General features: G+C 72.8%; 25 protein-coding genes. 16 read left to right on the forward strand and 9 right to left on the reverse strand.

The genetic code is table 11. The annotated features are described in order from the left end of the window. The first annotated feature begins 62 nt into the window (after positions 1–62). Genes ACN27C_RS23170 through ACN27C_RS23180 form a run of 3 tightly spaced genes read left to right on the forward strand, consistent with a single transcriptional unit; the run spans position 63 to position 2,382 of the window. Entirely contained in the window at positions 63–602 is a 540-nt protein-coding gene (locus ACN27C_RS23170; protein ID WP_422748095.1) for a hypothetical protein, read from the forward strand. Further along, on the forward strand, positions 599–2,086 hold the full coding sequence (locus tag ACN27C_RS23175) for an AMP-binding protein (RefSeq protein ID WP_121685235.1): 1,488 nt from the start codon (positions 599–601) through the stop codon (positions 2,084–2,086). Before ACN27C_RS23170 ends, ACN27C_RS23175 begins: the two co-directional genes overlap by 4 nt. Next, complete coding sequence (locus tag ACN27C_RS23180; protein ID WP_422748097.1) at positions 2,083–2,382, forward strand: phosphopantetheine-binding protein; 300 nt, start codon at positions 2,083–2,085, stop codon at positions 2,380–2,382. Before ACN27C_RS23175 ends, ACN27C_RS23180 begins: the two co-directional genes overlap by 4 nt. Before the next feature lies 1 nt (position 2,383). Here ACN27C_RS23180 and ACN27C_RS23185 read toward each other — a convergent pair whose 3' ends face one another. Beyond that, entirely contained in the window at positions 2,384–3,055 is a 672-nt protein-coding gene (locus ACN27C_RS23185) for a GAP family protein (RefSeq protein ID WP_121685237.1), read from the reverse strand. A gap of 391 nt (positions 3,056–3,446) precedes the next feature. Here ACN27C_RS23185 and ACN27C_RS23190 point away from each other — a divergent pair, with 391 nt between their 5' ends. Next, positions 3,447–4,646 (forward strand): IS110 family transposase, encoded by a 1,200-nt coding sequence (locus ACN27C_RS23190; RefSeq protein WP_230651872.1) that lies wholly within the window; start codon positions 3,447–3,449, stop codon positions 4,644–4,646. 32 nt (positions 4,647–4,678) lie between these two features. On the opposite strand, the gene lanKC is transcribed toward ACN27C_RS23190, so the two are convergent. Then, positions 4,679–7,285 (reverse strand): class III lanthionine synthetase LanKC, encoded by a 2,607-nt coding sequence (gene lanKC, locus ACN27C_RS23195; protein ID WP_121685238.1) that lies wholly within the window; start codon positions 7,283–7,285, stop codon positions 4,679–4,681. An 11-nt stretch (positions 7,286–7,296) separates the two neighbouring features. Further along, positions 7,297–7,971: a flavoprotein gene (locus ACN27C_RS23200; protein WP_199733228.1), complete on the reverse strand. Its 675-nt coding sequence runs from the start codon at positions 7,969–7,971 to the stop codon at positions 7,297–7,299. 168 nt (positions 7,972–8,139) lie between these two features. Between ACN27C_RS23200 and ACN27C_RS23205 the strand changes: the two genes are divergently transcribed. The 5 genes from ACN27C_RS23205 to ACN27C_RS23225 are packed head-to-tail and all read left to right on the forward strand — an operon-like array spanning position 8,140 to position 12,508. Next, a complete protein-coding gene (locus tag ACN27C_RS23205) occupies positions 8,140–9,597 on the forward strand; it encodes an aldehyde dehydrogenase family protein (protein WP_121685239.1) in 1,458 nt (485 codons plus the stop codon). After that, positions 9,594–10,241 (forward strand): GNAT family N-acetyltransferase, encoded by a 648-nt coding sequence (locus tag ACN27C_RS23210; protein WP_121685240.1) that lies wholly within the window; start codon positions 9,594–9,596, stop codon positions 10,239–10,241. The genes ACN27C_RS23205 and ACN27C_RS23210 overlap by 4 nt, the downstream gene beginning before the upstream one ends. After that, complete coding sequence (locus ACN27C_RS23215; RefSeq protein ID WP_121685241.1) at positions 10,234–11,184, forward strand: ABC transporter ATP-binding protein; 951 nt, start codon at positions 10,234–10,236, stop codon at positions 11,182–11,184. Before ACN27C_RS23210 ends, ACN27C_RS23215 begins: the two co-directional genes overlap by 8 nt. Further along, positions 11,181–11,984: an ABC transporter permease gene (locus tag ACN27C_RS23220; RefSeq protein WP_422748101.1), complete on the forward strand. Its 804-nt coding sequence runs from the start codon at positions 11,181–11,183 to the stop codon at positions 11,982–11,984. The genes ACN27C_RS23215 and ACN27C_RS23220 overlap by 4 nt, the downstream gene beginning before the upstream one ends. Before the next feature lie 11 nt (positions 11,985–11,995). After that, positions 11,996–12,508 carry a hypothetical protein gene (locus ACN27C_RS23225; RefSeq protein WP_121685243.1) on the forward strand — a complete coding sequence of 171 codons (513 nt, stop codon included), beginning with the start codon at positions 11,996–11,998 and terminating at the stop codon, positions 12,506–12,508. 12 nt (positions 12,509–12,520) lie between these two features. Here the strand turns inward: ACN27C_RS23225 and ACN27C_RS23230 are convergent, their stop codons facing one another. Continuing rightward, entirely contained in the window at positions 12,521–13,162 is a 642-nt protein-coding gene (locus ACN27C_RS23230; protein WP_422748103.1) for a dihydrofolate reductase family protein, read from the reverse strand. A gap of 93 nt (positions 13,163–13,255) precedes the next feature. Beyond that, on the reverse strand, positions 13,256–13,849 hold the full coding sequence (locus tag ACN27C_RS23235) for an HD domain-containing protein (protein WP_120573759.1): 594 nt from the start codon (positions 13,847–13,849) through the stop codon (positions 13,256–13,258). A 139-nt stretch (positions 13,850–13,988) separates the two neighbouring features. Here ACN27C_RS23235 and ACN27C_RS23240 point away from each other — a divergent pair, with 139 nt between their 5' ends. From ACN27C_RS23240 to ACN27C_RS23265, 6 genes are all read left to right on the forward strand, one after another. After that, positions 13,989–14,954: a TolB family protein gene (locus ACN27C_RS23240; RefSeq protein ID WP_422748106.1), complete on the forward strand. Its 966-nt coding sequence runs from the start codon at positions 13,989–13,991 to the stop codon at positions 14,952–14,954. 107 nt (positions 14,955–15,061) lie between these two features. Beyond that, complete coding sequence (locus ACN27C_RS23245) at positions 15,062–15,838, forward strand: class I SAM-dependent methyltransferase (RefSeq protein WP_121685246.1); 777 nt, start codon at positions 15,062–15,064, stop codon at positions 15,836–15,838. Positions 15,839–15,893: 55 nt separating this feature from the next. After that, entirely contained in the window at positions 15,894–16,895 is a 1,002-nt protein-coding gene (locus ACN27C_RS23250; protein WP_121685247.1) for a hypothetical protein, read from the forward strand. Further along, positions 16,892–17,545, forward strand: a complete 654-nt coding sequence (locus ACN27C_RS23255) for a hypothetical protein (protein WP_121685248.1) — start codon at positions 16,892–16,894, stop codon at positions 17,543–17,545. Before ACN27C_RS23250 ends, ACN27C_RS23255 begins: the two co-directional genes overlap by 4 nt. Positions 17,546–17,560: 15 nt before the next feature. After that, positions 17,561–18,463, forward strand: coding sequence for an inositol monophosphatase family protein (locus tag ACN27C_RS23260; protein WP_422748109.1), 903 nt, complete (start codon positions 17,561–17,563; stop codon positions 18,461–18,463). Between the two features lie 24 nt (positions 18,464–18,487). After that, on the forward strand, positions 18,488–18,892 hold the full coding sequence (locus ACN27C_RS23265) for a VOC family protein (RefSeq protein WP_422748111.1): 405 nt from the start codon (positions 18,488–18,490) through the stop codon (positions 18,890–18,892). 115 nt (positions 18,893–19,007) lie between these two features. Here the strand turns inward: ACN27C_RS23265 and ACN27C_RS23270 are convergent, their stop codons facing one another. Then, positions 19,008–19,691, reverse strand: coding sequence for an SDR family NAD(P)-dependent oxidoreductase (locus ACN27C_RS23270; RefSeq protein WP_422748113.1), 684 nt, complete (start codon positions 19,689–19,691; stop codon positions 19,008–19,010). A 137-nt stretch (positions 19,692–19,828) separates the two neighbouring features. On the opposite strand from ACN27C_RS23270, the gene ACN27C_RS23275 reads away from it, so the two are divergent. Next, positions 19,829–20,746, forward strand: coding sequence for a helix-turn-helix domain-containing protein (locus tag ACN27C_RS23275; RefSeq protein ID WP_422748115.1), 918 nt, complete (start codon positions 19,829–19,831; stop codon positions 20,744–20,746). Here the strand turns inward: ACN27C_RS23275 and ACN27C_RS23280 are convergent. The 3 genes from ACN27C_RS23280 to ACN27C_RS23290 are packed head-to-tail and all read right to left on the reverse strand — an operon-like array spanning position 20,686 to position 23,208. Then, positions 20,686–21,585: a GNAT family N-acetyltransferase gene (locus ACN27C_RS23280; protein ID WP_422748117.1), complete on the reverse strand. Its 900-nt coding sequence runs from the start codon at positions 21,583–21,585 to the stop codon at positions 20,686–20,688. The genes ACN27C_RS23275 and ACN27C_RS23280 overlap by 61 nt on opposite strands. A gap of 56 nt (positions 21,586–21,641) precedes the next feature. Beyond that, positions 21,642–21,965 carry a nuclear transport factor 2 family protein gene (locus tag ACN27C_RS23285; protein WP_252449097.1) on the reverse strand — a complete coding sequence of 108 codons (324 nt, stop codon included), beginning with the start codon at positions 21,963–21,965 and terminating at the stop codon, positions 21,642–21,644. Between the two features lie 10 nt (positions 21,966–21,975). Next, on the reverse strand, positions 21,976–23,208 hold the full coding sequence (locus ACN27C_RS23290; RefSeq protein WP_358172035.1) for an SLC13 family permease: 1,233 nt from the start codon (positions 23,206–23,208) through the stop codon (positions 21,976–21,978). Positions 23,209–23,227: the final 19 nt, after the last annotated feature.

The following is a 23,227-nucleotide window of genomic DNA, read 5'->3' on the forward strand; positions in this document are numbered from 1 at the left end:
GCTCTGTCTCCGAGGCGGTCCGTGGCTGCACGAGGGAGTTCTGCGCCGCTCTGCCCTACCGCGTGACGCGCCTGATCGCGCCCGATCTGGTCGATAGGTGTCGGGGCGGCCAGGGGGAGACCGTCCAACGGCTGATCCATCTGCCCGACCCGGCGGCGCCGGTGGTGCAGGCGCTGCCGGCGACCGAGGCCCGCATCCAGCCCGTCGACTCGGCAGCGCTTCCGATCGTGATGGTGGACCGCAGGATGGCGATCGTGTCGCCCAACACGGTGCGTCCGGAGCGCTCGGCGGTGCTCGTGCGGGGCTCGGACACCCTGGACGAACTCACCCGTACGTTCGAGCGGATGTGGGCGGCGAGCCATCCACTCCCGGACGGCGACAGCGGTCCCCGGGATCGCCGCGAGGCCATAATGGCGGGACTCTCTCGCGGACTGACCGACGCCGCCATCGCCGCGGCGCTGCGCATCGGGGAACGGACCGTCCGCCGGGAGATCCAGGCTCTGATGGCCACCACTGGAGCGCGGAGCCGATTCCAGCTCGGAATGCATCTCGCGTTACGACATCACCGGAACCGGCGCGCGGTCAAGGACGGCAGCCGATGACTCCGGGACCGGGCATCCGAACCCTGGCCGAGCGGGTCACCGGGCACGCCGAGCGCGCGCCCGCCTCGACGGCAATGCGCTGGCTCGGCGAGGACGTGACCTACGCCGACCTGACCCGTCTCGTCGACCGCCACCGACGCCGGCTGACGATGCTCGGAATCCGGGCTGGCCACCCTGTCGCGGCGGTGGCCCCGGTCGCGCCCGACACCGTCGCCCTCATCCTCGCCTGCCACCGGATCGGTGCGCCGGTACTGCTGCCCTCCGGGGAACTGCCCGCCGAGACACTGTCGGCGCTACTGCGGCAGGCGGGCTGCCGGCACCAGGTCGTCGCCGACGGTGACGAGGTGACGGTGGTGCCCTCGGCCGAACCGGTCACCGACCCGTCCGCAGCCGTCCCGGCGGATACCCCCTTCCTGCTGACGACCTCGGGGTCCACGGGCGTGCCGAAGGTGGTGCCGGTCTCCGGCCGTGCGATCCACCGGTTCGCCGGATGGGCGGGTGGACGTTTCGGGATCGGGCCCGGCACCCGGGTGCTCAGCTACGCGCCGCTCAACTTCGACCTCAGCCTGCTCGATGTATGGACGACCCTGCACCGGGGCGGCTGTGTCGTGCCCGTCGCCCGGAACGACGCCACCGACGGAAGGCGGCTGCTCGATCTGCTCGCCCGGGAACGGCCCGAGATAGTCCAGGCCGTGCCGATGTTCTACCAGCTCCTCGTGGCCGCCCGGCCTCGGTTGCCGTTGCCGTCGGTGCGGCACGTGCTCTACAGCGGCGATGCGGCACCGGCCCGGCTCCTCGCCGAACTGCCTCGTCTCCTACCGCGGGCCGCGATCAGCAGCGTGTACGGCTGTACCGAGATCAACGATGCCTTCGTCTACCAGATACCTCCCGGCCGGCCGGCCCCGGATCCGGTGCCACTGGGCGAACCGGTGCCCGGCGTCGAATGGCTGCTGGCCGACGACCACGGAAGGCCCGTCGACGGCCCTGGCTCCGGTGAGCTGTGGGTGCGTACCCCCTTCCAGACGAGCGGCTACCTGGACGCCGCGCGTACCTCCGAGCGGTTCGCGGTCCCGGTGGCCGGCGTTCCCCACGAGCCGTTCTTCCGCACCGGCGACGTGGTCCGGCGCTGCACCGACGGCGCGCTGCATCTGCAGGGCCGGATCGACTTCCACGTCAAGGTGCGGGGCGTCCAGGTGAACCTGCAGGCGGTGGAGCGGGTCCTGCTGGAGTGTCCGGGGGTAGCCGAGGCGGTGGTCGTCGCCCTCGACGACCCGGTGGCGGGCAAGCGCCTGCACGCCGTGGTACGCACCGCCGGCGGCGCCCCGGCCGGTGAGATGGCTCTGCGGCGGCACTGCGCCGGCCAGCTCGCCCGCACCTCAGTCCCGAGCAGGTTCCACCTGGTCACCACACCCCTGCCACGCACCGGCAGCGGCAAGCCGGACCGGATCGCCACCGCCCGCGTCCATCTTGGAGCGACGCCGTGAGCCGCCACGACGAGATCCGCGACTTCCTGCTGGCCGAGTTCTTGCCCGGCGTGCCGGCCAACGAACTCTCCTTCGACGAAGACCTGGTGGCAACCGGAATCCTGGACAGCCTGGCCGTCTATGTCGTGGTGGCCTGGCTGGGTGACCGATGGTCCGTCCCGCTGGCCGAGGACGCTCTCGACCTGGCCGACTTTCGCTCGGTGAACACGATTGAGCGGTTCGTCGCGGCACGGCTGGCGGATCCGGACCGCACCGGGTCACCGCACCGGACGCTCGACGAGATCAGCGCCGACTGACTCAGCCGATCTTCTTCCACAGCTCGAAGTGATGCACGCAGCTAAGGACCAGCAGTGCCCCTGCCGCACTGAGTACCGACAGCCAGAGTTCAGCGGCCTGCCGCATCAGCCATGTGCCAGCGGACTCGAGCCGTTGCCGGATCCGGTTACCCAGTGCCTGGTAGGCCGCGAGCACCAGCAGCGGCGGCAACACCATCACCGCGTTGTAGGCGGCCAGCAGCACGATCGCCTGCGGGATGGACGTGTCCGCGCCGACCAGGATGCCGATCGCGCCGAGGTAGGGCAGCGCGGTGCCGAACTCCGCGACGGTCACGATCACACCGAGCAACGCGATCGCGGCGTAGGAGTGGGATCGGGGCCGGCGGGGCGTCAGCCGCTCGCCGCCTCGGCGACGGCCGGCCAGCCAGCTATAGAGCAGCAGCGCCACGCCGACCACACCCTGCAGCACGTAGCCCGCGTCACTGGCGAGGTATCCACCCGCCCGGTCGAGGAACGAATCCGCGCCGAGGAACAGCAGCACGCCGAGGGCGAGGTACGAGGCGTAGATGGCACCCACGTAGACGAGCACGCGGGCCCCGGGCGGTCTCGTCGAGAGCAGCAGATAGACCGTGACGGCGAGCGCCGACGGATTGAGGCTGTCCAGCAGGGCGAGGCCGAAGAGACCGGCGATCATCGTGGCCTCCTGGTCACGGGTGGTCCCTCTCGGTTCAGCCGGGGGTGGGCGTCCGGGGCACGACCATTGTAGGGCCGTGTCCCGGACGGCGCCGGATTTGTCCTCGTGAGACGGCCGTCTGGTGCGGACGGCGGCGTACCGGCGCGGTGCCCCGTTACCTTTTTGATCGTCCCCAGCCGGGGACTCCTCGGTCGCCCGGCCCGGTATGACTTCCTGCCCCTGTCGTTCGGATGATCCGGGGGGTGTTGTCGCCGGGTCGGGTGGCGTCGGTGGACCGCTGATAGGGACACGGCCACCCGTGTTGGGGTAGGTCTCTTCGTAACGTGGCTGCCGGCAGTCCGACGCCTGGATCAGCGGCCGAGGCCACGGACGATGCGTGGAGGCGGGTCTGGTGCACGACGGATACGGCGTCTACCTCGGCTTGGACGTCGGTAAGGGCGATCACCATGCGGTCGGGTTGGCGCCCGATGGCAAGCGGCTGCATGACGCGGCGTTGCCGAACACCGAGGTCCGGCTGAGGCAGCTATTCGGCAAGCTCGCCCGCCACGGTCGGGTGCTGGTGGTGGTCGACCAGCCCGCCTCGATCGGCGCCCTGCCCGTGGCGGTGGCTCGGGCGTGTGGGCATCAGGTGGCCTACCTGCCCGGCCTGGCCATGCGCCGCATCGCCGACCTGCATCCCGGCACCGCGAAGACAGACGCCCGTGACGCCTACGTCATCGCTGACGCGGCCCGCACCCTGCCCCACACGCTGCGGCGGGTCGACGTCGGCGATGAAGCCCTCGCGGAGCTGGAGGTGCTGGTCGGGTTCGATGACGATCTCGCCGGCGAAGCCACCCGCGTGTCCAACCGGATCCGTGGGCTGCTCACCCAGATCCATCCCGCTCTGGAACGGGTCCTCGGCCCTAAGATTCACCACAAGGCGGTCCTGGAGCTGCTGTCGCGCTGCGGCGGCCCCGTCGGACTGCGCAAGGCCGGTCGCCGCAAACTTGTCTCGATCGCCGCCGTCCACGCACCCCGCATGGGCGAACGCCTGGTCGAGCAGATCCTGACCGCCCTCGACGAGCAGACCGTCACCGTCCCGGGCACCCAGGCTGCGGAGACGATCCTGCCCCGCCTGGCTGACAGCCTCCGCGATGTCCTGCGACAACGCGACCAGACCGCCGGCGAGGTCGAGAGGATGCTTGATGCGCACCCTCTCGCCCCGGTCCTGACCTCGATGCCCGGCATCGGCGTCAGGACCGCAGCCCGGATCCTGCTCGAAGTCGGCGACGGCACCGCCTTCCCCACCCCCGGCCACCTCGCCGCCTACGCCGGCCTCGCCCCCGTCACCCGACGATCCGGCAGCAGCATCCGCGGCGAACACCCACCCCGCGGCGGCAACAAGAACCTCAAACGCGCCTTCTTCCTCGCCGCGTTCGCCGCCCTCGCCGACCCCACCAGCCGCGCCTACTACGACCGCAAACGAGCCGAAGGCAAACGCCACAACGCCGCCCTCATCTGCCTCGCCCGCCGCCGCTGCGACGTCCTGTTCGCCATGCTCCGCGACAAGATCCCCTACCAACCCCGCCCCACCAGCCCCGTCCCCGCTTGACGAAACCCATAGGGACACCCCCCGGGGGGCGATCAAGGGCGAGGTGAGAGGAACGGCAGGAAGTCCGGGGTGCGCCCGGTCGCCGCGGCGGTACCCAGGAGCACACCCGCGGTGCCGGTCGCGAGGTCCATCGACAGCCGGAAGTCGAGGTCCCCGGGGAAAGCGAGCTCACCGCGGTAGGCGATGGCGTGCCAGGAGAGCCGGCGCAGATGCCGGTCCACAGCGGACTCCACGTCGGTGATGCCGTGCCTGCCAGCGATCCGGGCGAGCGTCGCGCCGAGCCCTATCCGTCCCCGGAACAGGTCGACCTGGATGACGAAGCCCCGGGCACAGGCACTCAGCAGGGCGGGCAGACTCGCCCGCACCCGTTCGTCGTCGCGGTGTTCCAGCAGCTCGTCCGCGACCAGGGCGATGCCGGCGCTGCCCACCTCGAGGTACCCCAGCGTCCGGACCCCGACCTCCTCGACCTGGAGGGATCCGTCGGCGGTTGTCGTGCACCTGTCGAGGTCTCGGTGCACCGCGGTCACCGCCGCGTCCAGCAAGCCGCGGTCACCGGTCTCCTCATACAGACGCAGCAGGAACAGGGCCACGCCCGACCAGCCGCGCATCAGGCCCGCCTCCACCGGAGTGCGGGGCGGGCGCCGCTCGCCCCGGGGAAGATTCGGGTTACCGGACCGGACCGCGTCGGCCAGGCGGTCGCCGATGGCGAGTGCGTCGGTCCGCCAGCTCGACTCCCCGGCCGCTCGGCCGAGATGCAGGAGGTTGAGCCCGACGCCGGCGTACCCCGAGAAGAGGTCCATCGGCAGCACGGCGCCCGGCCCGCCACCCCAGCGTGCCACCAGGTCGTACGCGGCCTCCTCGTGCCCCAGGTGGTGCAGGGCGTACGCCACACCGGCTGCCCCGTCGTAGAAGCCCGGTCGCATGCCCGTCTGCCGTCGTACCGCCGACAGCAACCACTCCTCGTGACCGGGCCACCGCCCCTGCCCGGTCGCCGACAGGGCCCACAGCACTCCCGCCGCGCCGTAGGCGAGGTTCAGCCCGCCGACCGAGAACTGCCGGGTGTCGCCGGGAAACAGCCGGTCCTCCCGGTCCGGGGTGGCCGAGGCCATGATGGCCCGTGCCATCGACCGGGTGGCAGCGGACCAGTCCGGGAGGGACGCGTCTAGGTCGACCGCGAGCGGCTCGTCGCCACACGGCTTGTGGACCTTCGCGCCGGGTGGGCGCAGCTCCGCGATGATCTCGTCCGCCCAGCCGGCCGGGAGCGGGAAGTGCCGCTCTGCCTCGTGGGCGTACTGGACCACCTTGTCGGGGTCGAGAGCGACGACACGATTCAAGGTCATGAACATGCCGAGGCGGACGGCGGCCAGCGCGTACCGGTCCAGGTCGGCGCCGCTGCGGTCCCGGCTGGTGAAGCCGGTAGCCCCGAGCCCCGGCCGCCAGTCGGCCTGCGCGGCATCGAAGGCGAGCTCGAAGTCGATGAGGGAGACCGAGTCGTCCGCGTGCACCATCACGTTGCCCAGGTGCAGGTCCCCGAAGACGACCCCGCGCTCGTGGACGGCGGCCAGGAGCCGTTCGATCCGTTCGGCGATGGCCAGCGCCCGCTTGGTGAAGGCGGCGAAGTCGTCAGGGGTCGGGTCGGCCAGTACCACCCACGGGTGGTTGCAGCCCAGCCAGACGTGCAACGACTGAGCATCCAGGAACTCCTGGACCAGGAAGTGGTGGCCGCCGGCCTCGACAGAGCCGTACACCTCCGGCACGCCGGGAACACCGGCAAGCTTTTCCAACGCCCATCGTTCCCGCCGCATGCGGGCCACCGAGTCCTGCCGGTGCTCGTCGAAACCGGCGTACGGCCGCGCCTCCTTGAGCACCACCCGCTTGCCGTCGGTGGTGCGGACGGCCTGGTAGACGCCCCCGGCATTGGAGAAGTGCAGGGTCCGCTCCACCCGGTACGGCAGCTCACCGCCGCTGCCCGCGGTACGCGCTGCGAGGTGTGGCCGCAGGAACTCCGGCAGGGTCGCCCACGAGGGTGGCGCGAAGACGGGCCGCCGGACGTCCGGCACGAGCGTCCCGTCGGGGTCCCGGATCGCGGGCACGAGCTGACCGGCGTCGTCGAGGCACTCCATGCGGCGGAAGCCGCCGTAGCGGACGTACAGCGGGCCGGCGCCGTAGCGAAGGTCGCTGAGGATGTACGGGCCGGAGAGCCCGGCGAGCAGCGGATCGAGCTCCTCGAGGATCAGGCGTAGCGCCGCCTCGTCGACGGGGTAGATCGTCACGGCCTTGCCGCTGGCCGAGCGTGGCGCGTACTTGGCATTCAGCGCGACCAGCACGTTCGGGTTCCGCAGGTACTTGAACCGGATGTCACGCGCCGTGCAGTAGTCCCACACCCGGGAGATCACCTCGTCCGCGTTCTGCGGCGTGGCAGCGGCGTGGATCTTCCACCCCTGCTCCGGACCCTCCGTCCGATCGGGACGTAGCACCGTCCAGATGCCGCGCTCGACACGCGTCCACCCGTCCGGCACCTGACGTGCGTCGACCCGGAATCCCGCCGCCGTATCGAACCCCGGTCCGTCCCGCCAGTTGCTCACGTCGTCGAAGAAGACCTGGTCGGCGAAGCAGTAGACCTGTTTGAGCTCAAACATCGGCGTCCCCCTCAGGCGCTGCGGATAGGCTGGGTCGTGCGGTGTGGTGTCACCTGCTCGTCGCCGGTTCCGGCCAGCGCCCGGCGGCAGCGCTCAAGGAGGACGATCGCTGACCAGACCGGCACCGCGCCCGCGGCGTCGCGCCGGCCGGTGGTCGCGCTCCGGGCCGGCTGCGTGGGTGCGACCACGAGGTTCGGCCGGGTGGCCAGCCGTCGCAGGTTCCCCTGCACGATTGGATTGTCGGTGGCACCGGGGGGCAGGGACGGCGCCACCACGATGGGGATCGTGGCAGCGCACTGGAGGGCGAGCAGACTCGGGCTGTCGCCCAGCCCTGAGGCGAGTCGACCGAGGTAATTCAGCGTCGCGGGGTAGACCAGGGCGCAGTCGGCCCACTCCACCCACTGCGCGTGCAGTGCGCCAGTGTCGGTCTGCGCCGGCCACCGGTCGAGGTGGGCCCGGCGTCCGGTCAGCAGGGTGAGCGCGTCCTGACTGACGAAGCGCTGGGCGCTCGGTGTGACGACCGCCTGGATCTGCAGATCCGGATAGTTGGTGCTGATCCAGTTGAGCCAGAACGGCAGGTGCATCACCGCCACCGCGCCGCTGCTGACCAGCAGCAGACGCCGGCCGCCGAACTCCGGAACGGCCTTCGCGCTGTCGGCGGTCGGTTCGCGCTCGTTCTGCGGCACGGTGAATCAGCCCCACTCCCGGCTCGTCATACGGACTGTGCGCCGAACGTAGGAACGTCCGCGCCGGCTGGTCAACGCCGCTGGCCGCTACCGGCCAGCCACTACGGAACGCGTCGCGGCGAGCGGTAGCTTCGCCCCCACATGAACCGCGGCAGACCAGGGGGGCGCATGTCCGGCACACCGGAGCACCATCACCCACCGCGATACGACAACCACATCGCTGGCGCGGCCGTGCCGCCCCGGTCGGGACGGTGGGACACGGTGAACGACCCGTCGACCGGCCGGGCCGCGTACCTTGCACCCCGCTCCGACGCTGCGGACGTGGACGAGGCGGTGCGCGCCGCCACGTCGGCGTTCGGGCACTGGCGGTGGCAACCGCCCGCACGCCGAGCGGCGGCGCTGCTGGCGCTGGCTGACGCCGTGGCGGGGCAAACCACCGCTCTCGCGGAGGCGGAGGCTGCCATGACCGGGAAGTCGGCCCGCCTGGTCGCCGCCGACGAGATCGCGCCGGCCGTGGACCATCTTCGTTTCTTCGCCGGGGCGGCTCGCCTCGCACTGGCGCCGGCCGCCGGGGAGTACGAAGCCGGCCTCACCTCGCTCGTGCGCAGGGAACCGGTGGGGGTGTCTGCGCAGATCCTGCCCTGGAACTTCCCACTGCTGACCGCCGTGTGGAAGCTCGCCCCGGCTCTGGCCGCCGGGAACTGCGTGGTGCTGAAGCCGGCCCCGTCCACCCCGGTCACGGCCCTGCGGTTGGCCGAGCTCGCCGACGCGCATCTGCCGCCTGGCGTGGTCAACGTCGTCTGCGGAGACGCCGAAACGGGGCGACTGCTGGCGGTCCACCCGGACGTCGCCATGGTGTCGCTCACCGGAAGCACCCGCGCCGGTCGTGAAGTCGCGGCGGCCGCTGGCGACAGACTGAAACGGATACACCTCGAACTCGGGGGCAACGCGCCGGTGGTGGTGCTGGCCGACGCGGACCTGACCGAGGCCGTGGACGCGGTCGCCACGTCCGGTTTCGGCAACGCCGGCCAGGACTGCGTGGCGGCGGCCCGGGTGATCGTGGCCGCCGAGCGGCACGACGAGTTCGTGGCGGCGCTGGTGAAACGCGCGGAGTCGCTGCGGGTGGGCCCGCCCGGCGACGACTGCGACCTCGGCCCGTTGCACAACGCCGCTCAGCTCGACCGGCTGACCTCCCTGCTGTTCGCTCTGACACCGGGCGCCCGGATCCACACCGGTGGCCGGCGGATCGGCGAGACCGGCTACTTCTTCGAACCGACAGTGGTGTCCGGCGTGCGACAGCATGACCGCCTGGTGCAGGAGGAGACCTTCGGCCCGGTCGTCACCGTCCAGCCCTTCGACGACCTGGAGACGGCGCTGGACCTGGCCAACGGGGTGGAACAGGGTCTCGCGGCAAGCGTCTGGACCCGCGATCACGGTACGGCGATGGAGCTCGTCCGGCGGCTCGAGTTCGGTTGCGTTTGGATCAACACGCACCTGCGGTTCGCCTCGGAGATGCCACACGGAGGTTTCGGCGTCTCCGGTCACGGCAAGGAGCTGTCCATCTACGCCCTGGACGAGTACAGCAGGATCAAGCACGCGATGACGGTGTCCGGGGCGCCCCGATGAGCATGCTCGGTGGGACGTCGGTCCGGTTACGCGCCCTGGATGACGACGACGTGGCACTGGTGGCGCGCTGGCTGGCCGCGGAGACCGTGGTGCACTCGTCGCGAGGGCCGCGGTTCCTGACGCCGTCACAGGCCCGGGAGGTGATCGGGGGGACCCGGCAGACCACTCTCGTCGTGGAGCATGCGCACGGCGACCCGATCGGCGCGCTGTCGTGGCGACGTGCCGGCGTCACCGGCGGCTACACGATCGAGCACGTGGTGGGCGATCCGGAGCGCTGGGGTGCCGACGCCGGCCGGGAGGCGTTCGCCCTGTTGTTCGGCTACCTCTTCCGTACCCTGAACGCCCACCGCGTGGAGCTGGTCACCGCCACCTTCGACCGCATGATGATCGAGACGGTGGCGGCGTTGGGGCTGACGGTGGAAGGGGTGCTCCGCGACTACTTCTACCTCGACGGGCGCTTCCACCACGCCGTCGTCTCGTCGCTGCTCGCCACCGAGTACGCCGCTTCGCCCGGCCGGCACCCGTCGGCGGAAGCGGTGCCGGCCGAGGACCGCCGGGCCGCGCGACGGGTGTTGTCCCGCTACCTCGCCGCCGCGCCCGTCGACGTGGCCCGCCGTCTCGTCGGGGAGCCGGCCGATGACTGAGCCGGCCATCGACGTGCGCGACCTGCACAAGTCGTACGGCAGCACGCCTGCTCTGGACGGCCTCAGCCTGGCGGTCCCGCGCGGCAGCATCGTGGCGGTCCTCGGCCCGAACGGGGCCGGCAAGACGACGCTGGTCCGCATCCTGTCGACGTTGCAGCCACCGGACGCCGGAAGCGCCCGGATCTGCGGCGTCGACGTGGTGGCCGCGCCCGCCCAGGTCCGGCGCCGGATCGGCCTCTCCGGTCAGTTCGCCGCAGTCGACGAGTACCTCACCGGTCTGGAGAACCTGACCATGGTGGGCCGTCTCTACCAGCTCGACCGCCGCACCACGCGCAGCCGAGCCGCATCGTTGATCCGGCGGCTGGGGCTCGACAGCGCCGCGGACCGCCCGGCCCGAGGTTATTCCGGCGGGATGCGTCGACGCCTCGATCTGGCCTGTGCGCTGATCGGGCGTCCCGACGTGCTGATCCTGGACGAGCCGACGACGGGAGTGGACCCGGCCGGCCGCCGGGCCCTGTGGGACATCGTCAGAGGGCTCGCCGAGGACGGGGTGACCGTGCTGCTCACCACGCAGTACCTGGACGAAGCGGACCGGCTCGCCGATCGCATCGCGATCCTCGCCGGCGGCCGCCTGGTGACCGAGGGCACGCCCGAGGATCTCAAGAAATGCCTCGGCGGCGATCGTTTGGCGGTGACAGTGGACCGGCGGGACGCTGACCGCGCGGCGCGTCTGCTGGCGGCACACGGCCTGCGGGAGCCGGACCGGAGCCCGGACGGGTGCCGGCTCTCCGTGCCGGTGGCCGACGCCACCGTCGCGATGATCGGGCTGGCGGGTGACCTCCGTGCGCACGGTGTGGAGCCGCTGGAACTGGGCACGGAGCGGCCCAGTCTAGACGACGTCTTCCTGGCCCTGACTGCGGCAGAGGAAGGCGGACACCGATGACGACCCTGCGCGGGGCGCTCACCGACAGCGCGATCCTGACCTGGCGCAACGCCATCCGCATCCGCCGGGTGCCTGACCTGTTGGTCTTCACCACGATCCAGCCGGTGCTGTTCGTCGTGCTCTTCGCGTACGTCTTCGGGGATGCCATCACGGTGCCCGGGTCGGACTACCGCGCGTACCTGATGCCGGGCGTCATCGTGCAGAGCGCGGTGTGGGTCTCCGCGATCACCGCCATCGGCCTCGCGGACGACGTGCGACGCGGTATCGTGGATCGTTTCCGGTCGCTGCCGATGGCGGGTGCCGCGGTCCTGGTCGGGCGCACGGCCGGGGATCTGCTCAGCATGGTGCTCGTGGTCCTGGTCTGCGCAGGCGCGGGACTCGCAGTGGGATGGCGGCCGGCCGGCGACGCGGCCGGACTGCTTACCGGTGGCGCGCTGGTTCTGGGCTTCGGGTACGCGCTGACCTGGGTCACCGCCACGCTCGGCCTGGCGGTGTGCAACGCCGAGGTGGCGCAGAGCGCGAGCCTCATCTGGCTCTTTCCGGCCACGTTCCTGTCGAGCGCATTCGTGCCGATCGACCAACTGCCCTCCGGGCTTCGGGGGATAGCGACTTGGAACCCGGTGAGTGCGGTGACGCAGGCCGTCCGAGAGGCGGCCGGTGGGGCCGGCACGGCACCGCCGAACGGATTCGCCGCCGAGCATCCGGTTTGGATGTCGATAGGATGGATTATCGGCATCCTGCTCATGTTCGCGCCGCTTGCGACCTGGAGATACCGACGCTACACAGCCGCCCCACGGTGAGGGAGGATCTCGTGACCGGACATCCCCGTCGCGCTGCCCGACTGGCTGCCAGTGCCCTGGCCGTCGCCGTCTCGATCGGTTCGGCCGGCTGTGGGCGGGACGAGCCGGATCCGGCCCGGTCCGGCCCGCTGGAGCTCGACCGGCTCACCGCTCCGGCCGAGCTGGCCGGCCTGCCCCGTCAGGACACCGGGCGCGACAAACTCCCGCCGCTGGTTGACGGCCCACCCGGGCTCGCCGTGGTGATCAACGGGTACGGCGAGGCGATCCCGCCGCCGCTGACCCTCGAGGCCTACTACGGCAATCCGGTCGGCATCACCGCTGTGGGGCGGGCGTTGCAGTCGCGCCTCGGCGGCGGCACGGCCGCGCCCGGCGCCGAGACCACCTGCCACAGTGGCGCCGACGGGTCGATCACCTGCTGGCGCCGGGCGGACACGCTCGTCGTGACCGTCACCGCCCGCGACGGCCGGTCCGCCGAGCGGACGCGGGACGCCACCGAGCAGGCGTGGGAGGCCGTCACCGGCTGAACGCCGCTGACGTCAGGCGGTGCCTCTCGAACGGCGGCCGACGGCGTACCGGACGTGGACGGCGTAGCGTGAGTGGTGCACGGCGCGGATCTCCAGGTCGATGTCCCGGTCGAAACCCTCGAACAGCCGCTTGCCCCGGCCGAGGACGACCGGTGCGGTGCTGATGCCCAGCTCGTCCACGACGCCGGCCGCGAGTGCCTGCCGGATGACGTCGGCGCCGCCGCCGATGGCCACGGCGCCGTCGCCGGCCGCCCGCCTCGCTGCGGCCAGCGCCTCGTCGAACCCGTCGACCAGCAGGAAGCCGGTGCTCGGGTCGGGCTGGTCGGCGGTGCGGTGGGTGAGCACGACAAGGGTCCCCTGGAACGGGTTCCGGCCGCCCCAGGCGCCCGCGCTGTCGTACATGCCCCGGCCGCACAGCCCGGCGCCGGTGCCCGCCAGCAGTTCGTCGAAGTACGCGCGGTCCTCGTCCGCCATGCCGGCGCCGGGTTCGCGCTGCGTGTCGTACGTCCAGGGGCCGCCCATCACCCAGTAGTGCAGCCGCTCGCCGCCGACGCCCAGCCCCTGGCCCGCGTGGTCGTCGGGACCGGTGACGTAGCCGTCCAGGGAGACGGTGATGGACGCCCGCACCCGGCCGCGCGCCTCGCTCGTGCTCATGCTTCCTCCCGGAGATCGGAGAACACCGACACCGGGAAGACCGCCCGCCGGCGCCGGACTCATCGTCGCACCGGAGCCGGATCGGGCGTGGCGTCAGCCGTACACCGGATGCTCGGCCTGGAACGCCAGCCGCCGGTCCGCGCCGGCGGCCAGCTCGGCGAGCACGTCGTCGAGGTCCAGGAACGTCTGCCAGCGCTCCTGGCCGGTGATGCCGGCGAGCCGGTCGACCACGAGCTGCTCCAGGTCGGTGACCCGACGGCCCTTCCAGACCTTGTCGGCGAGGCTGACCAGCAGGTCCTCCAACTGCACGCCGGGGGAGTGCCAGGCGGCGTGGGTGACCGCGAAGCGGGCCCGCTCCTCCGGTACGCCGAAGCGCAGCAGCAACTGGTAGCCCGCCTCCTCGTGCGCCGATCCGGGACCGGTCAGCTCGCCGGGATGCTCGACCTTGCCGAGGTCGTGCACCGCGGCGCCGAACAGCACCGCCTGCCTGTCGAACGGCACCGCGGCGAACCGGTCGGCGAACGCGGCGGTCAGGTGCCAGGCGACGTCGTGCACGAGCCGCAGGTGCGCGCCCAGGCGCGGCGGGGCGGCCAGGGCGTCCAGCAGCTCGACCGCCACGCCGGGCAGCGGGAGCAGCGGCGGGTCGCCCGGTTCGGTGAGGGCGCGGCGCAGCGCGTCGGAGGTCATCGGGGCGAGCGTACCGGTCCCCGGTGGGCTCACCGGCGGTGATGGACGAGCAGCCGAACGTGAAGCGGCCGCTCGTCCGATTCCGGTGCGTCGATCCACTCGGGAGGGTGAGGGCCACGTCTCTCACGGGGGTTGTCGAATGACCACACTGAATCGTCGTGCCCTGCTGCGTACCGCCGCGCTGACCGGCCTGGCCGCCGCGACCGGGCTGGCCGCCGCGCCCTCCGCCGCGTCCGCCGCACCGGTGTCCGCCGCCGACGCGGTGAACGGGTCGTGGCTGGTCAGCGTCGGCTGGGGTGTGCTCCAGGTCGACCCGGGCCGGACCACGCCGCGAGAGCTGCTGCCCAACGGGGACCACGCGAAGGCGTCGCCGGACGGCCGGTACGTGGCCTGGGTCAACACGGCCCGCTCGGGCGACGGCACGCTCGAGCCGTTCGTGGCGGTGTACGACCGGATCACCGGCCAGAAGCGCACGCTGCTCGCCGACCCGTTCGGTGTCCGCTACGGCGCGCCGACCTGGTCGCCGGACGGTTCGGAGATCGCCCTGGTCACCGGGGAGAACAACGACCGGCTGATCGCTGTCGACGTGGCGACCGGCGGCACCCGCGTGCTGGTCCAGGGTCACTCCATGGCCGACCCGGACTGGTCCCGGGACGGCTCCATGATCGTCCTGCGGTGGCGCAGCCGTTCGGAGGGTCCGCAACTGCGTGTGCTCGAACTGGCGACCGGCACGGCGCGGCGGCTCTACACGCCCGGCACGCCGGGTGAACTGTTCGGCTCGCCGGTCTTCACGCCCGACTCCGGGCGCGTGGTGTTCCGCACCGACCGCTGGTATCCCGACCTGGAGTCCAGCAACCACTCGCTGGCGTCCGTGCGGATCGGGGGCACCGGGCTGAAGAAGCTCACCGACGAGCCCCGGTTCTACCTGTCGCCGGTGTTCTCCCCGGACGGCCGCTACTGCGCCGCGCTCTCGATCCCGCCGGAGAACGAGTACCCCGACGGCGGCAACATCATCGTGTCCACCAGTGGCTTCGGCGAGCAGTGGTGGATCCCCGGCGACGAGTACGACGACAGCACCCGGCTGGACTGGGCGCGGGCGATCTGACGTACCGGGCGCGCGCATCACGGACCGGATGCGCGCCGCCGGGCGTGACCGGTGCGAGGCTTGGAGCGGACGCCGCCGAAGGGGCCGGCGTCCGCTGTGGAGGGGTGATGGCCGAGCCGCCGACCGGGACGTCGTCGCACCGCGCGCAGGCGCACGGCAGGCACGCCAACCATCACCGCTACCACGACGGCGCCGAGGTCGACGGGTACGTCGACGACCCGTACCACCGGGTGCGCCGCGCGGTCGCGGCCCGGCTGATGGCCGAGGGGGTGACCCGGCGCGGGCCGGTGCTGGAACTGGGCTGCGGGCCGCGCGGCATGCTCGACCCGGCCGCGCTGCCCGGCCCGGTGGTGCTCGCGGACATGGCCGAGACGGCGCTGCGCACCGCCCGCGCGGCGGCCGGCGGGCGGGCGCTGCCGGTCCGGCTGGACGCCACCCGCGGGCTGCCGTTCCGGGCCGGCAGCTTCGCCGGGCTGCTCGCCGGGGAGCTGATCGAGCACGTCTACGACCCGCTGACGCTGCTGCGGGAGTGTCACCGGGTGCTGGCCGTGGACGGCCTGCTGGTGCTCACCACCCCGAACCTGGCGCCGGTGCAGGACCGGCTGGCGTTCCTCGCCGGCCGCGCGCCGCGGCAGGTCGACCCGCTGCACCCGTACCTCTGGCTGCACATCCGCCCGTTCACCGCCTCGCTGCTGCGCCGGACGCTGCGCCGGGCCGGGTTCACCCCGGTGGCGCTGCGGTCCAACGAGGTCGGCTGGCGGCTGCCGGGCGGCCGTTGGGTGGCCTCGCGGCGGCTGGCCCGCGCCGCGCCGGGGCTCGGCGGTTCGCTGATCTGCGCCGCCCGCCGGCACGGCGCACCGCCACCGCCGCGGAACAGGGCGTGATGGCGACATTGACAGCGGGCTATCATGGAGGTTCCGTCGTCGACCGGGGGATGTCATGACGCGCCTGCTCGCCTGGGTCGTGACCAATCTCGACGCGTTCATCGGCCTCGTCCTGGCGCTCACGGTGTCCGTGCTCGGCCTCACCAACGCGGTCGACCAGGAGGTCGTCAACAGCGCGATCCTGCTGGTCCTGGGCCTGCTCGCGCAGGCGATGCTGCGGGACCGGCTGCGCCGGCGCACCACCGAGCGGGAGATCCGCCAGGTCATCTCGGACACCCGTGACCGGCTGACCGACCTGGTGCCGCAGATGCAGGAGATCACCGGGCCGGAGGGCGCGCTGAACCGGGCCCGCGAGGCCATCGACAGTGTCTCCATGGTGCGCGTGCTGCACGGCAGCGAGGTCGGGCAGGCGCTCGCCGAGGCGCGGCGGCACACCGACCAGTGGAGCTTCAAGGGCGGCACCGGCACCTTCCTGCGCGCGGTCACGCTGCCCGACTGCCTGGAACACGCCCGGCGGCGCAACGCCACGCTCACCGTCGCGATCGAGATCATCGACCCGACCGACGAGGAGGTCTGCGAGCGGTACGCGCGTTTCCGGCGCAGCCTCGACCCGGACGCGCCGGGCGAGCCGTGGACCGTCGACCGCACCCGCAAGGAGTCGTACGCGACGGTGCTGGCCGCCTGCTGGCACCTGCAACGCTCCGGCCTGCTCACCGTCGACGTCCGGCTCTCCGCGCAGATGACCACGTTCCGCTACGACCTCTCCTCCTCCTGCGTCGTCATCACGCAGGAGAACCCGCAGACGCCCGCGCTGCGCATCGACCGCGGCGAGGTCTACTACAACCGATTCAACATCGAGCTGGACTACAGCCGCCGGCAGAGCCGGCGCGTGCCGATCGAGGCGGCGGCCCAGGTCAAGCTCGACGACGAGCCGTCGGTCGAGCAGGTACGGCGGTTGTTCACCGCCCTCGGCCTGACGCTGCCCCGGTCCTTCGGCGACCGCGAGGTCGCCGACATCATCGGCAAGGCCGTCCAGGCGAGGAACCCCTACTCATGACCAGTTACGCCGACCTCGAACGGGAGATCGACCGGGGCACCCGGCCGGAGATGCTGCGCGGCTGGGTGCTGGACGTGCTCGGCGACGTGGCCGACGGGCGGCGGCCGCTGCGAGCGGTCCGGCACCCGCTCGGCTTCACCTGCCTGCCAGTGGAACGCGACGGCCCGGACGGCATCTGCGTGCACGCCTGGCCGGCCGACCCGCCGCCGGTGCGCCCGACCACCTCCACGATGCACTCGCACAGCTGGGATCTGCTCAGCCACGTGCTGCACGGCACCGTCCGCAACGAGCTGATCGAGGTCGACGACGCGCCGGCCGACCCGTCCTGGCGGATCTACGAGGTGCACAGCCTCGGCGAGGTGGACGAGATGGCCGCCACCGACCGGCTGGTCACCGCGATGACCGCGGCGGTGGAGACGCACTCCGCCGGCGACTCGTACGCGCTGCGCGCCGGCGGTTTCCACACCTCGGAGGTGGACGCCGGTGAGCCGGCGGTGACTGTGGCGCTCGGCCGGACCACTCCCGGCGCGTGCGACCTGAGCCTCGGCGCGGTGGACGGGCGCAGCCACCGGGTACGCCGGGACCGCTGCGACGCGGCGGAGACCGCGCGGATGGCGCGGGAGATCGCGCGACTGGTGGCACGGGGCTGACTGGCTGGAGGAGCCATGGACGTGGAGCCGAGCAGAGGCGGGCCCGACCTGCGCGACGCGCACCGCTTCGCGGTGGAGGCCGCCCAGGCGGCGGGCCGCCTGCTGCGCCGGGGCACCCGGGGGGAGGTGCACGCCCGGGCCAAGAACGACACCGGTGACCTGGTGACCGACCTCGACCTGGCCGCCGAGCGGCTGATCGTCGACCGGATCCGGGCCCGCTGGCCGGAGCACGGCGTGATCGCCGAGGAGGGCGGCGAGTACGCCCCGGACACCACCTGGGCGTGGCTCGTCGACCCGCTCGACGGCACCAACAACGTGGCGATCGGGCTGCCCGCGTACGTCGTCGGGATCGCCCTGTGCGACAGCGGCTCGCCGGTGCTCGGCGTGGTGCACGACCCGGTCGCGGGCCGTACCTGGTCGGCGGTGCGCGGCCGGGGCGCGTTCGTGCACGCGCCCGGCCCGGCCGCGCGGCCGCTGCGGGCCGCGCACCGCCCGGTGCCGTCCGCGCCCGTGCTGGCCTGGACCCAGGGGCACGAGGTACGCCGGGACGACAGCACCGCCCGGGCGCTGAAGGTGGTGCTGGACACCAGCGCGCGCCGGGTACTGCAACTATGGGCGCCGCTGCTGTCCTGGGTGATGCTGGCCCGCGGCGACATCGACGGCATCGTCGGCTACCGTCCCGAGGCGGTCGACCTGCCCGCCGGGATGCTGCTCGCCGTCGAGGCCGGCATGGCGGTACGCGCGCTCGACGGCGGCACGTTCGACGACCGGTACGGCTGCCCCGCCGACCGGCGCAGCTTCGTGGCCGGGCCACCGGAGACCATCGACCGGCTGGTCAAACTGGTCACCGCGGCACAGTGGATCGAGCCGCAGGTGCGCCGCCTCACCCCGGTCGGCCTCGGCTCGGTCGGCTGGTGAGCGGGGTCCGCTAGCCTCGGCCGGATGGCCGCCAGACAGCTCGGGCTCCGGGTCCGTGACCTGGACCGTTCCCACCGGCTCTACCTGCGACTCGGCTTCAAGGAGATCCCGAACGCGGACCAGCCGAACCTGCGTTACCTCACGTTCGGCCACACCTGGCTGATCCTGTCCGACCTGCACCGCCACGGTCACCACGACGCGGAGCGGGAACGCGAGGTCAAGGCCGGGCCGCCGGGGCTCGGTGTCGTGCTCACCGTGCCCACCGCCGACCTGAACGCGACGTACGCGCTGTGGCGTGACGAAGGGCTGCCGGTGACGCTGGAGCCGGAGGACGTGGGCTGGGCACGGATCTTCTACGGTCTCGACCCGGACGGCTACGAGGTCATGTTCGAGCAGTTCCACCAGCCGGATCGCGCCCGCCACGCCTGACCGGCGGCGGGGCCGGCGCGTCAGACCGAACGCCGCGACGACGCTCGGCCGGCCGGGCCGCCACCTCGGCCGGCGTCCGCCACCGCGCGCTCGGCCCCGTCGGCTGAGCCGCGTCCTACCAGGGCAGCTCGCCGTGCTCGTCCTGCAACGTCCCGGTCGGGCCGTCCGCGTCCGGCGTGGCCAGCCGTACGATCACCCGGGCGCTGTCCCGCGGCGACCGGCCGCCGGCCATCGCGGCGGTCATGTCGGTGTCGGTGAAGCCGGGCTCGACCGCGTTGAACCGGATGCCCGGGTTCGCCTTGGCGTACTGGAGGGTCAGCATGGTGGCCGCCGCCTTGGACGAGGCGTAGAGCAGGGCCGGCATGCCGTACTCCGGGCGGTCCGGGTTGGTCGTCGCCCAGAACGACCCGGCGCTGCTGGACACCGTGACCACTGTGGGGTTCGGCGACCGGCGCAGCAGGGGCAGCGCCGCCTCGGTGACCCGGACGACGCCCACCGCGTTGGTGTCGAAGACACGTAGGGCGGTCGGGCCGCTGACGGCCTCGTCGAGCACTCCCGCGTTGTGCACGAGCACGTCGAGCCGGCCCTCGGCCGCGTCGATCGCGGCCAGCGCGGCGGTGACCGAGGCGTCGTCGGTCACGTCGAGCTGCACGAAGCGCGCGCCGAGCGTCGCCGCGGCCTTTTCGCCCCGTTCGACGTCCCGGGCGCCGACGTACACGACGTGGCCCAGGTCGAGCAGCTGCCGGGCGGTCTCGAGACCGATGCCCCTGTTGGCGCCGGTGATCAGTGTGACGGTCATGTCTCTCCTCGCGGTACGTGGGCCGGACTGGCCGCGGGGAACGCTACGAACGGCCGTCCGCGCCGGCCAGAGCCCTGTCGGACCGGGGTCCTGACAGGGCCCCCTCTGCGGGCGTCGCCGCGCCGTACGGTGGTCCGGTGAGCGACACGACGAACGCGCTCGGCGCGTACCTGCGGGCACGGCGGGAACTGGTGACCCCGCGGCAGGCGGGCATCCCCGACGGGGGAGTGCGGCGGGTGCCCGGGCTGCGGCGCGAGGAGGTCGCCATGCTGGCCGGCATCAGCGCCGACTACTACCTGCGGCTGGAGCGGGGCCGGGACCGCCGCCCGTCGGTGCAGGTGCTGGAGTCGATCGCCCGGGTGCTGCGCCTCGACGACGACCACCTCGCCCACCTGCTGACGCTCGTCGCGGAGCAGCCCCGGCGGCGCCGCCGGTCGCCGAGGGAGACACCGCCGCCGGGCGCGCTCAAGCTCCTGGACTCACTCGCCCAGCCCGCGTACATCGAGGGGCGATACTTCGACATCCTGGCCTCGAACGCGCTCGCCCGCGCGCTGTCGCCCCGGCTCGCCGTCGGAGGCAACCAGCTCCGGGACATGTTCCTGGACCCGGCCGAGCAGGCCCGCTACCCGGACTGGCAGGACCTCACCGAATGTCTCGTCGCGAACCTGCGGCAGGCGGTCGGCACCGACGTGGACGACCCCCGGTTCATCGAGCTCACCGGGGAGCTGGCGCTCGCCAGCGCCCGGTTCCGCCAGCTCTGGGCCCGGCACGAGGTACGCGGGCAGAGCGGCGGGCCGATCCGGATGCGGCACCCGCAGCTCGGGGAGCTGACACTCAACCGGGAGCGGCTAACCATCGGCGGCGCCGAGACGCTGATGCTCGTGGTCTTCCACCCGGAGGCCGGGTCCGGCGACGCCGAGAAGCTGGCGCTGCTGGCGTCGGCGACGCTCGACGCGCCGGACGCTCCGGCGGGCCGGGGCGTGAGGCGGCCGGGTCAGCCGGCGACGACCAGGTTGGCCATGTCGACCACCGGGCGGAAACCGAGCCGGGCGTAGAGCCGGTTCGACACCGGGTTGGCCTGGTCGGTGAACAGGCACACCCGCGCCCCCTCGGCGGTGAGCAGCCGGCACACCTCGGCGACCGCGTTTCCGGCCCAGCCGCGTCCGCGCTGCTCGGGTGGCGTGTAGACCGGTCCGACGCGGGCCACGCCGAACGACGTCGGGTTGGCGGCCGTCAGATGCACCGGAGCACCCGACCCGTCGGTCCAGAACCAGACCCGCCCGTCCCGGATCCGGCGCAGCAGTTCGGCGCGGTCGGGCGCCTCGTGGGCGCTCGTCCCGCGCGGGCGGCCCGCCTGCTCGTCGGCGTCGGCCATGAACGCGCCGAACCACGCGGCGACCAGGCCGACGTCGTGCGCGGTGGCCGCCCGCAGGGCGCCGGGCACCGGTGCGGGCGGCGTGAGGTGGCCGAGCAGGTGCAGCCGGGTGTGCTGGGCGACCTCGACCCGCCGGCCGTCGAGGCGGGCCACCTCGTCGGCGCAGGCGCGCACGGCGGGCAGCGCGCCGTTCACCGCGCGCACCCGCTCGCCGCGCCGGTACCACTCCCGGGCCAGCGCCACGGCGGCCTCCGGTGGCATGGGCAGCAGGAACGGCGGTCGAGGCGGGAACGGCGCGGCACGCATCGCGGCGCCCACCACCGCCCCGGAGGCGTCCCGGACCACGAGCCACCAGTCGTCCTCGGGCAGCGCGACGCCCTCGGCGCGGCGGGCCGCCATCCGGCGCGCGACGGTGGCGACGACGGTGTTGACCACCGGATCGGCGGCCAGGTACGCCTCGGCGGCGGCGAGGAACTCGCCCGGGTCGGTGCAGAAGTGCAGCGTCGGCGCGGCGGTCATGCGGGCCACGGTAGCCAGCGGCCGGAACCGCGCCGAAGCGGTTTTCCCGCCCCGGCTCAGGGGGCGATGCGCAGCCGGCGGATGCGGGTGTCGTCGTACTCCTCGAACCGGAACCGCAGCCCGGCGAACGGGCTGCCGGGGAAGTCACCGCTGATCGTGGCGGTCACCACCGTCCCGGCCGGGGTCTGCTCGACGTCGGTGATCTCGTACGACACCAGCGGCGTGCCGCTGCGCCAGGCGCGGATCTCGTCGATCCCGCGGTGGGTGCGTCCCTCGTCCTCGACCACCGCGTCGTCGGCGAACAGCGCGAGGTAGGGCTCCTTGTCGGCCTGGCCGGCGAGCGCGAAGTAGCGGCGGACGATCTCGGGCGTGCTGCTCATGGTCGCGATGCTAGGCGCCGGGTCCGACAAGAAGCGCCGTGACGGTGGCGGTGGTGGCGAGCACGGCGAGCGCGGCGCTGGTGGCCACGAACCGGCCCAGCGGCACGGCCACCCCGGCGGCCCGGCAGCGCTCGTACCAGATCAGTGTGGCCAGCGACGCCCACGGCGTGGCCAGCGGGCCGACGTTCGTGCCGATCAGCAGCGCCAGCAACTGGGTGTGCCGGTCGGCCGCGATCACCGCCTCGCCGGCCAGGTACGCGGGCAGGTTGTTGACCACGTTGCTGAACAGCGCGCCGACCGCGCCCGCCCGCAGTGCCCCCTCCGCGCCCGGGTCGGCGCCGATGAGCGTGCCCATCACCGTGTCCAGGCCGAACCGGCCGATGGTCTGCACCACCAGGAACAGCCCGGTGACGAACACCAGCAGCCGCCACGGCACCAGCGCGAGCCGCAGCCGGTGCCGGGCGCGCACCGCGAAGCCCGCGACCAGGATCGCGGCGGCCACCCCGGAGGCGACGCCGATCTCCACCCCGGCGAGGATCCCGGCGACGAACAGCAGGCAGGCGGCGAGCGCGGTGCGGTAGAGCACCCGGTCCGGCGGCACGTACGGCGGCGGCGCGACGAACGGGTCGGCCCCGGCCCGTGCCGGACGCCAGTACCACCACCACAGCAGCAGCGCGGTCACCGCGACGGCGACCAGCTGCGGCCACCACATCCGGGCCGCCCACGGCACCGGGTCCAGGTCGACCCGGTCGCTGGCCAGGATGTTCGTCAGGTTGGACACCGGCAGCAGCAGGCTGGCCGTGTTGGCCAGCCACACGGTGGTCATCGCCAGCGGCGTCGGCGGCACGTTCAGCGCCCGGGCCAGCGCGATCATCACCGGCGTGAGCAGGACCGCCGTGGTGTCCAGGTTGAGCGCGATCGTGGTGATCGAGGCGAAACCGACGCAGAGCCAGAACAGGGCCCGGAAGCTGCCCCGCGCGGTCACCGCCACCCGGGTCGCCAGCGCGTCGAACACACCGGCCACAGCGGTCAGCTCAGCCAGCACCACCACCGTGCCCAGGAAGATCAGGATCGGCACGATCCGCCGCATCGTGCCCTCGGCGTCGGCACGGGGCAGCAGCCCGGTGAGCACGCACACCACCCCGAGCACCGCGAGCCCGATCGCGATCCAGTCCAGCACGTGCAGGCGGCCCCAGCGGGAACGGTCGGGCACGGCGTTCGGCGGATCGCCGGGGGTCTCCACGAGGGATGATCCTCGCACA

The organism is Micromonospora sp. WMMD1219 (assembly GCF_049315215.1).
Taxonomy (GTDB): Bacteria; Actinomycetota; Actinomycetes; order Mycobacteriales; family Micromonosporaceae; genus Micromonospora; species Micromonospora tulbaghiae.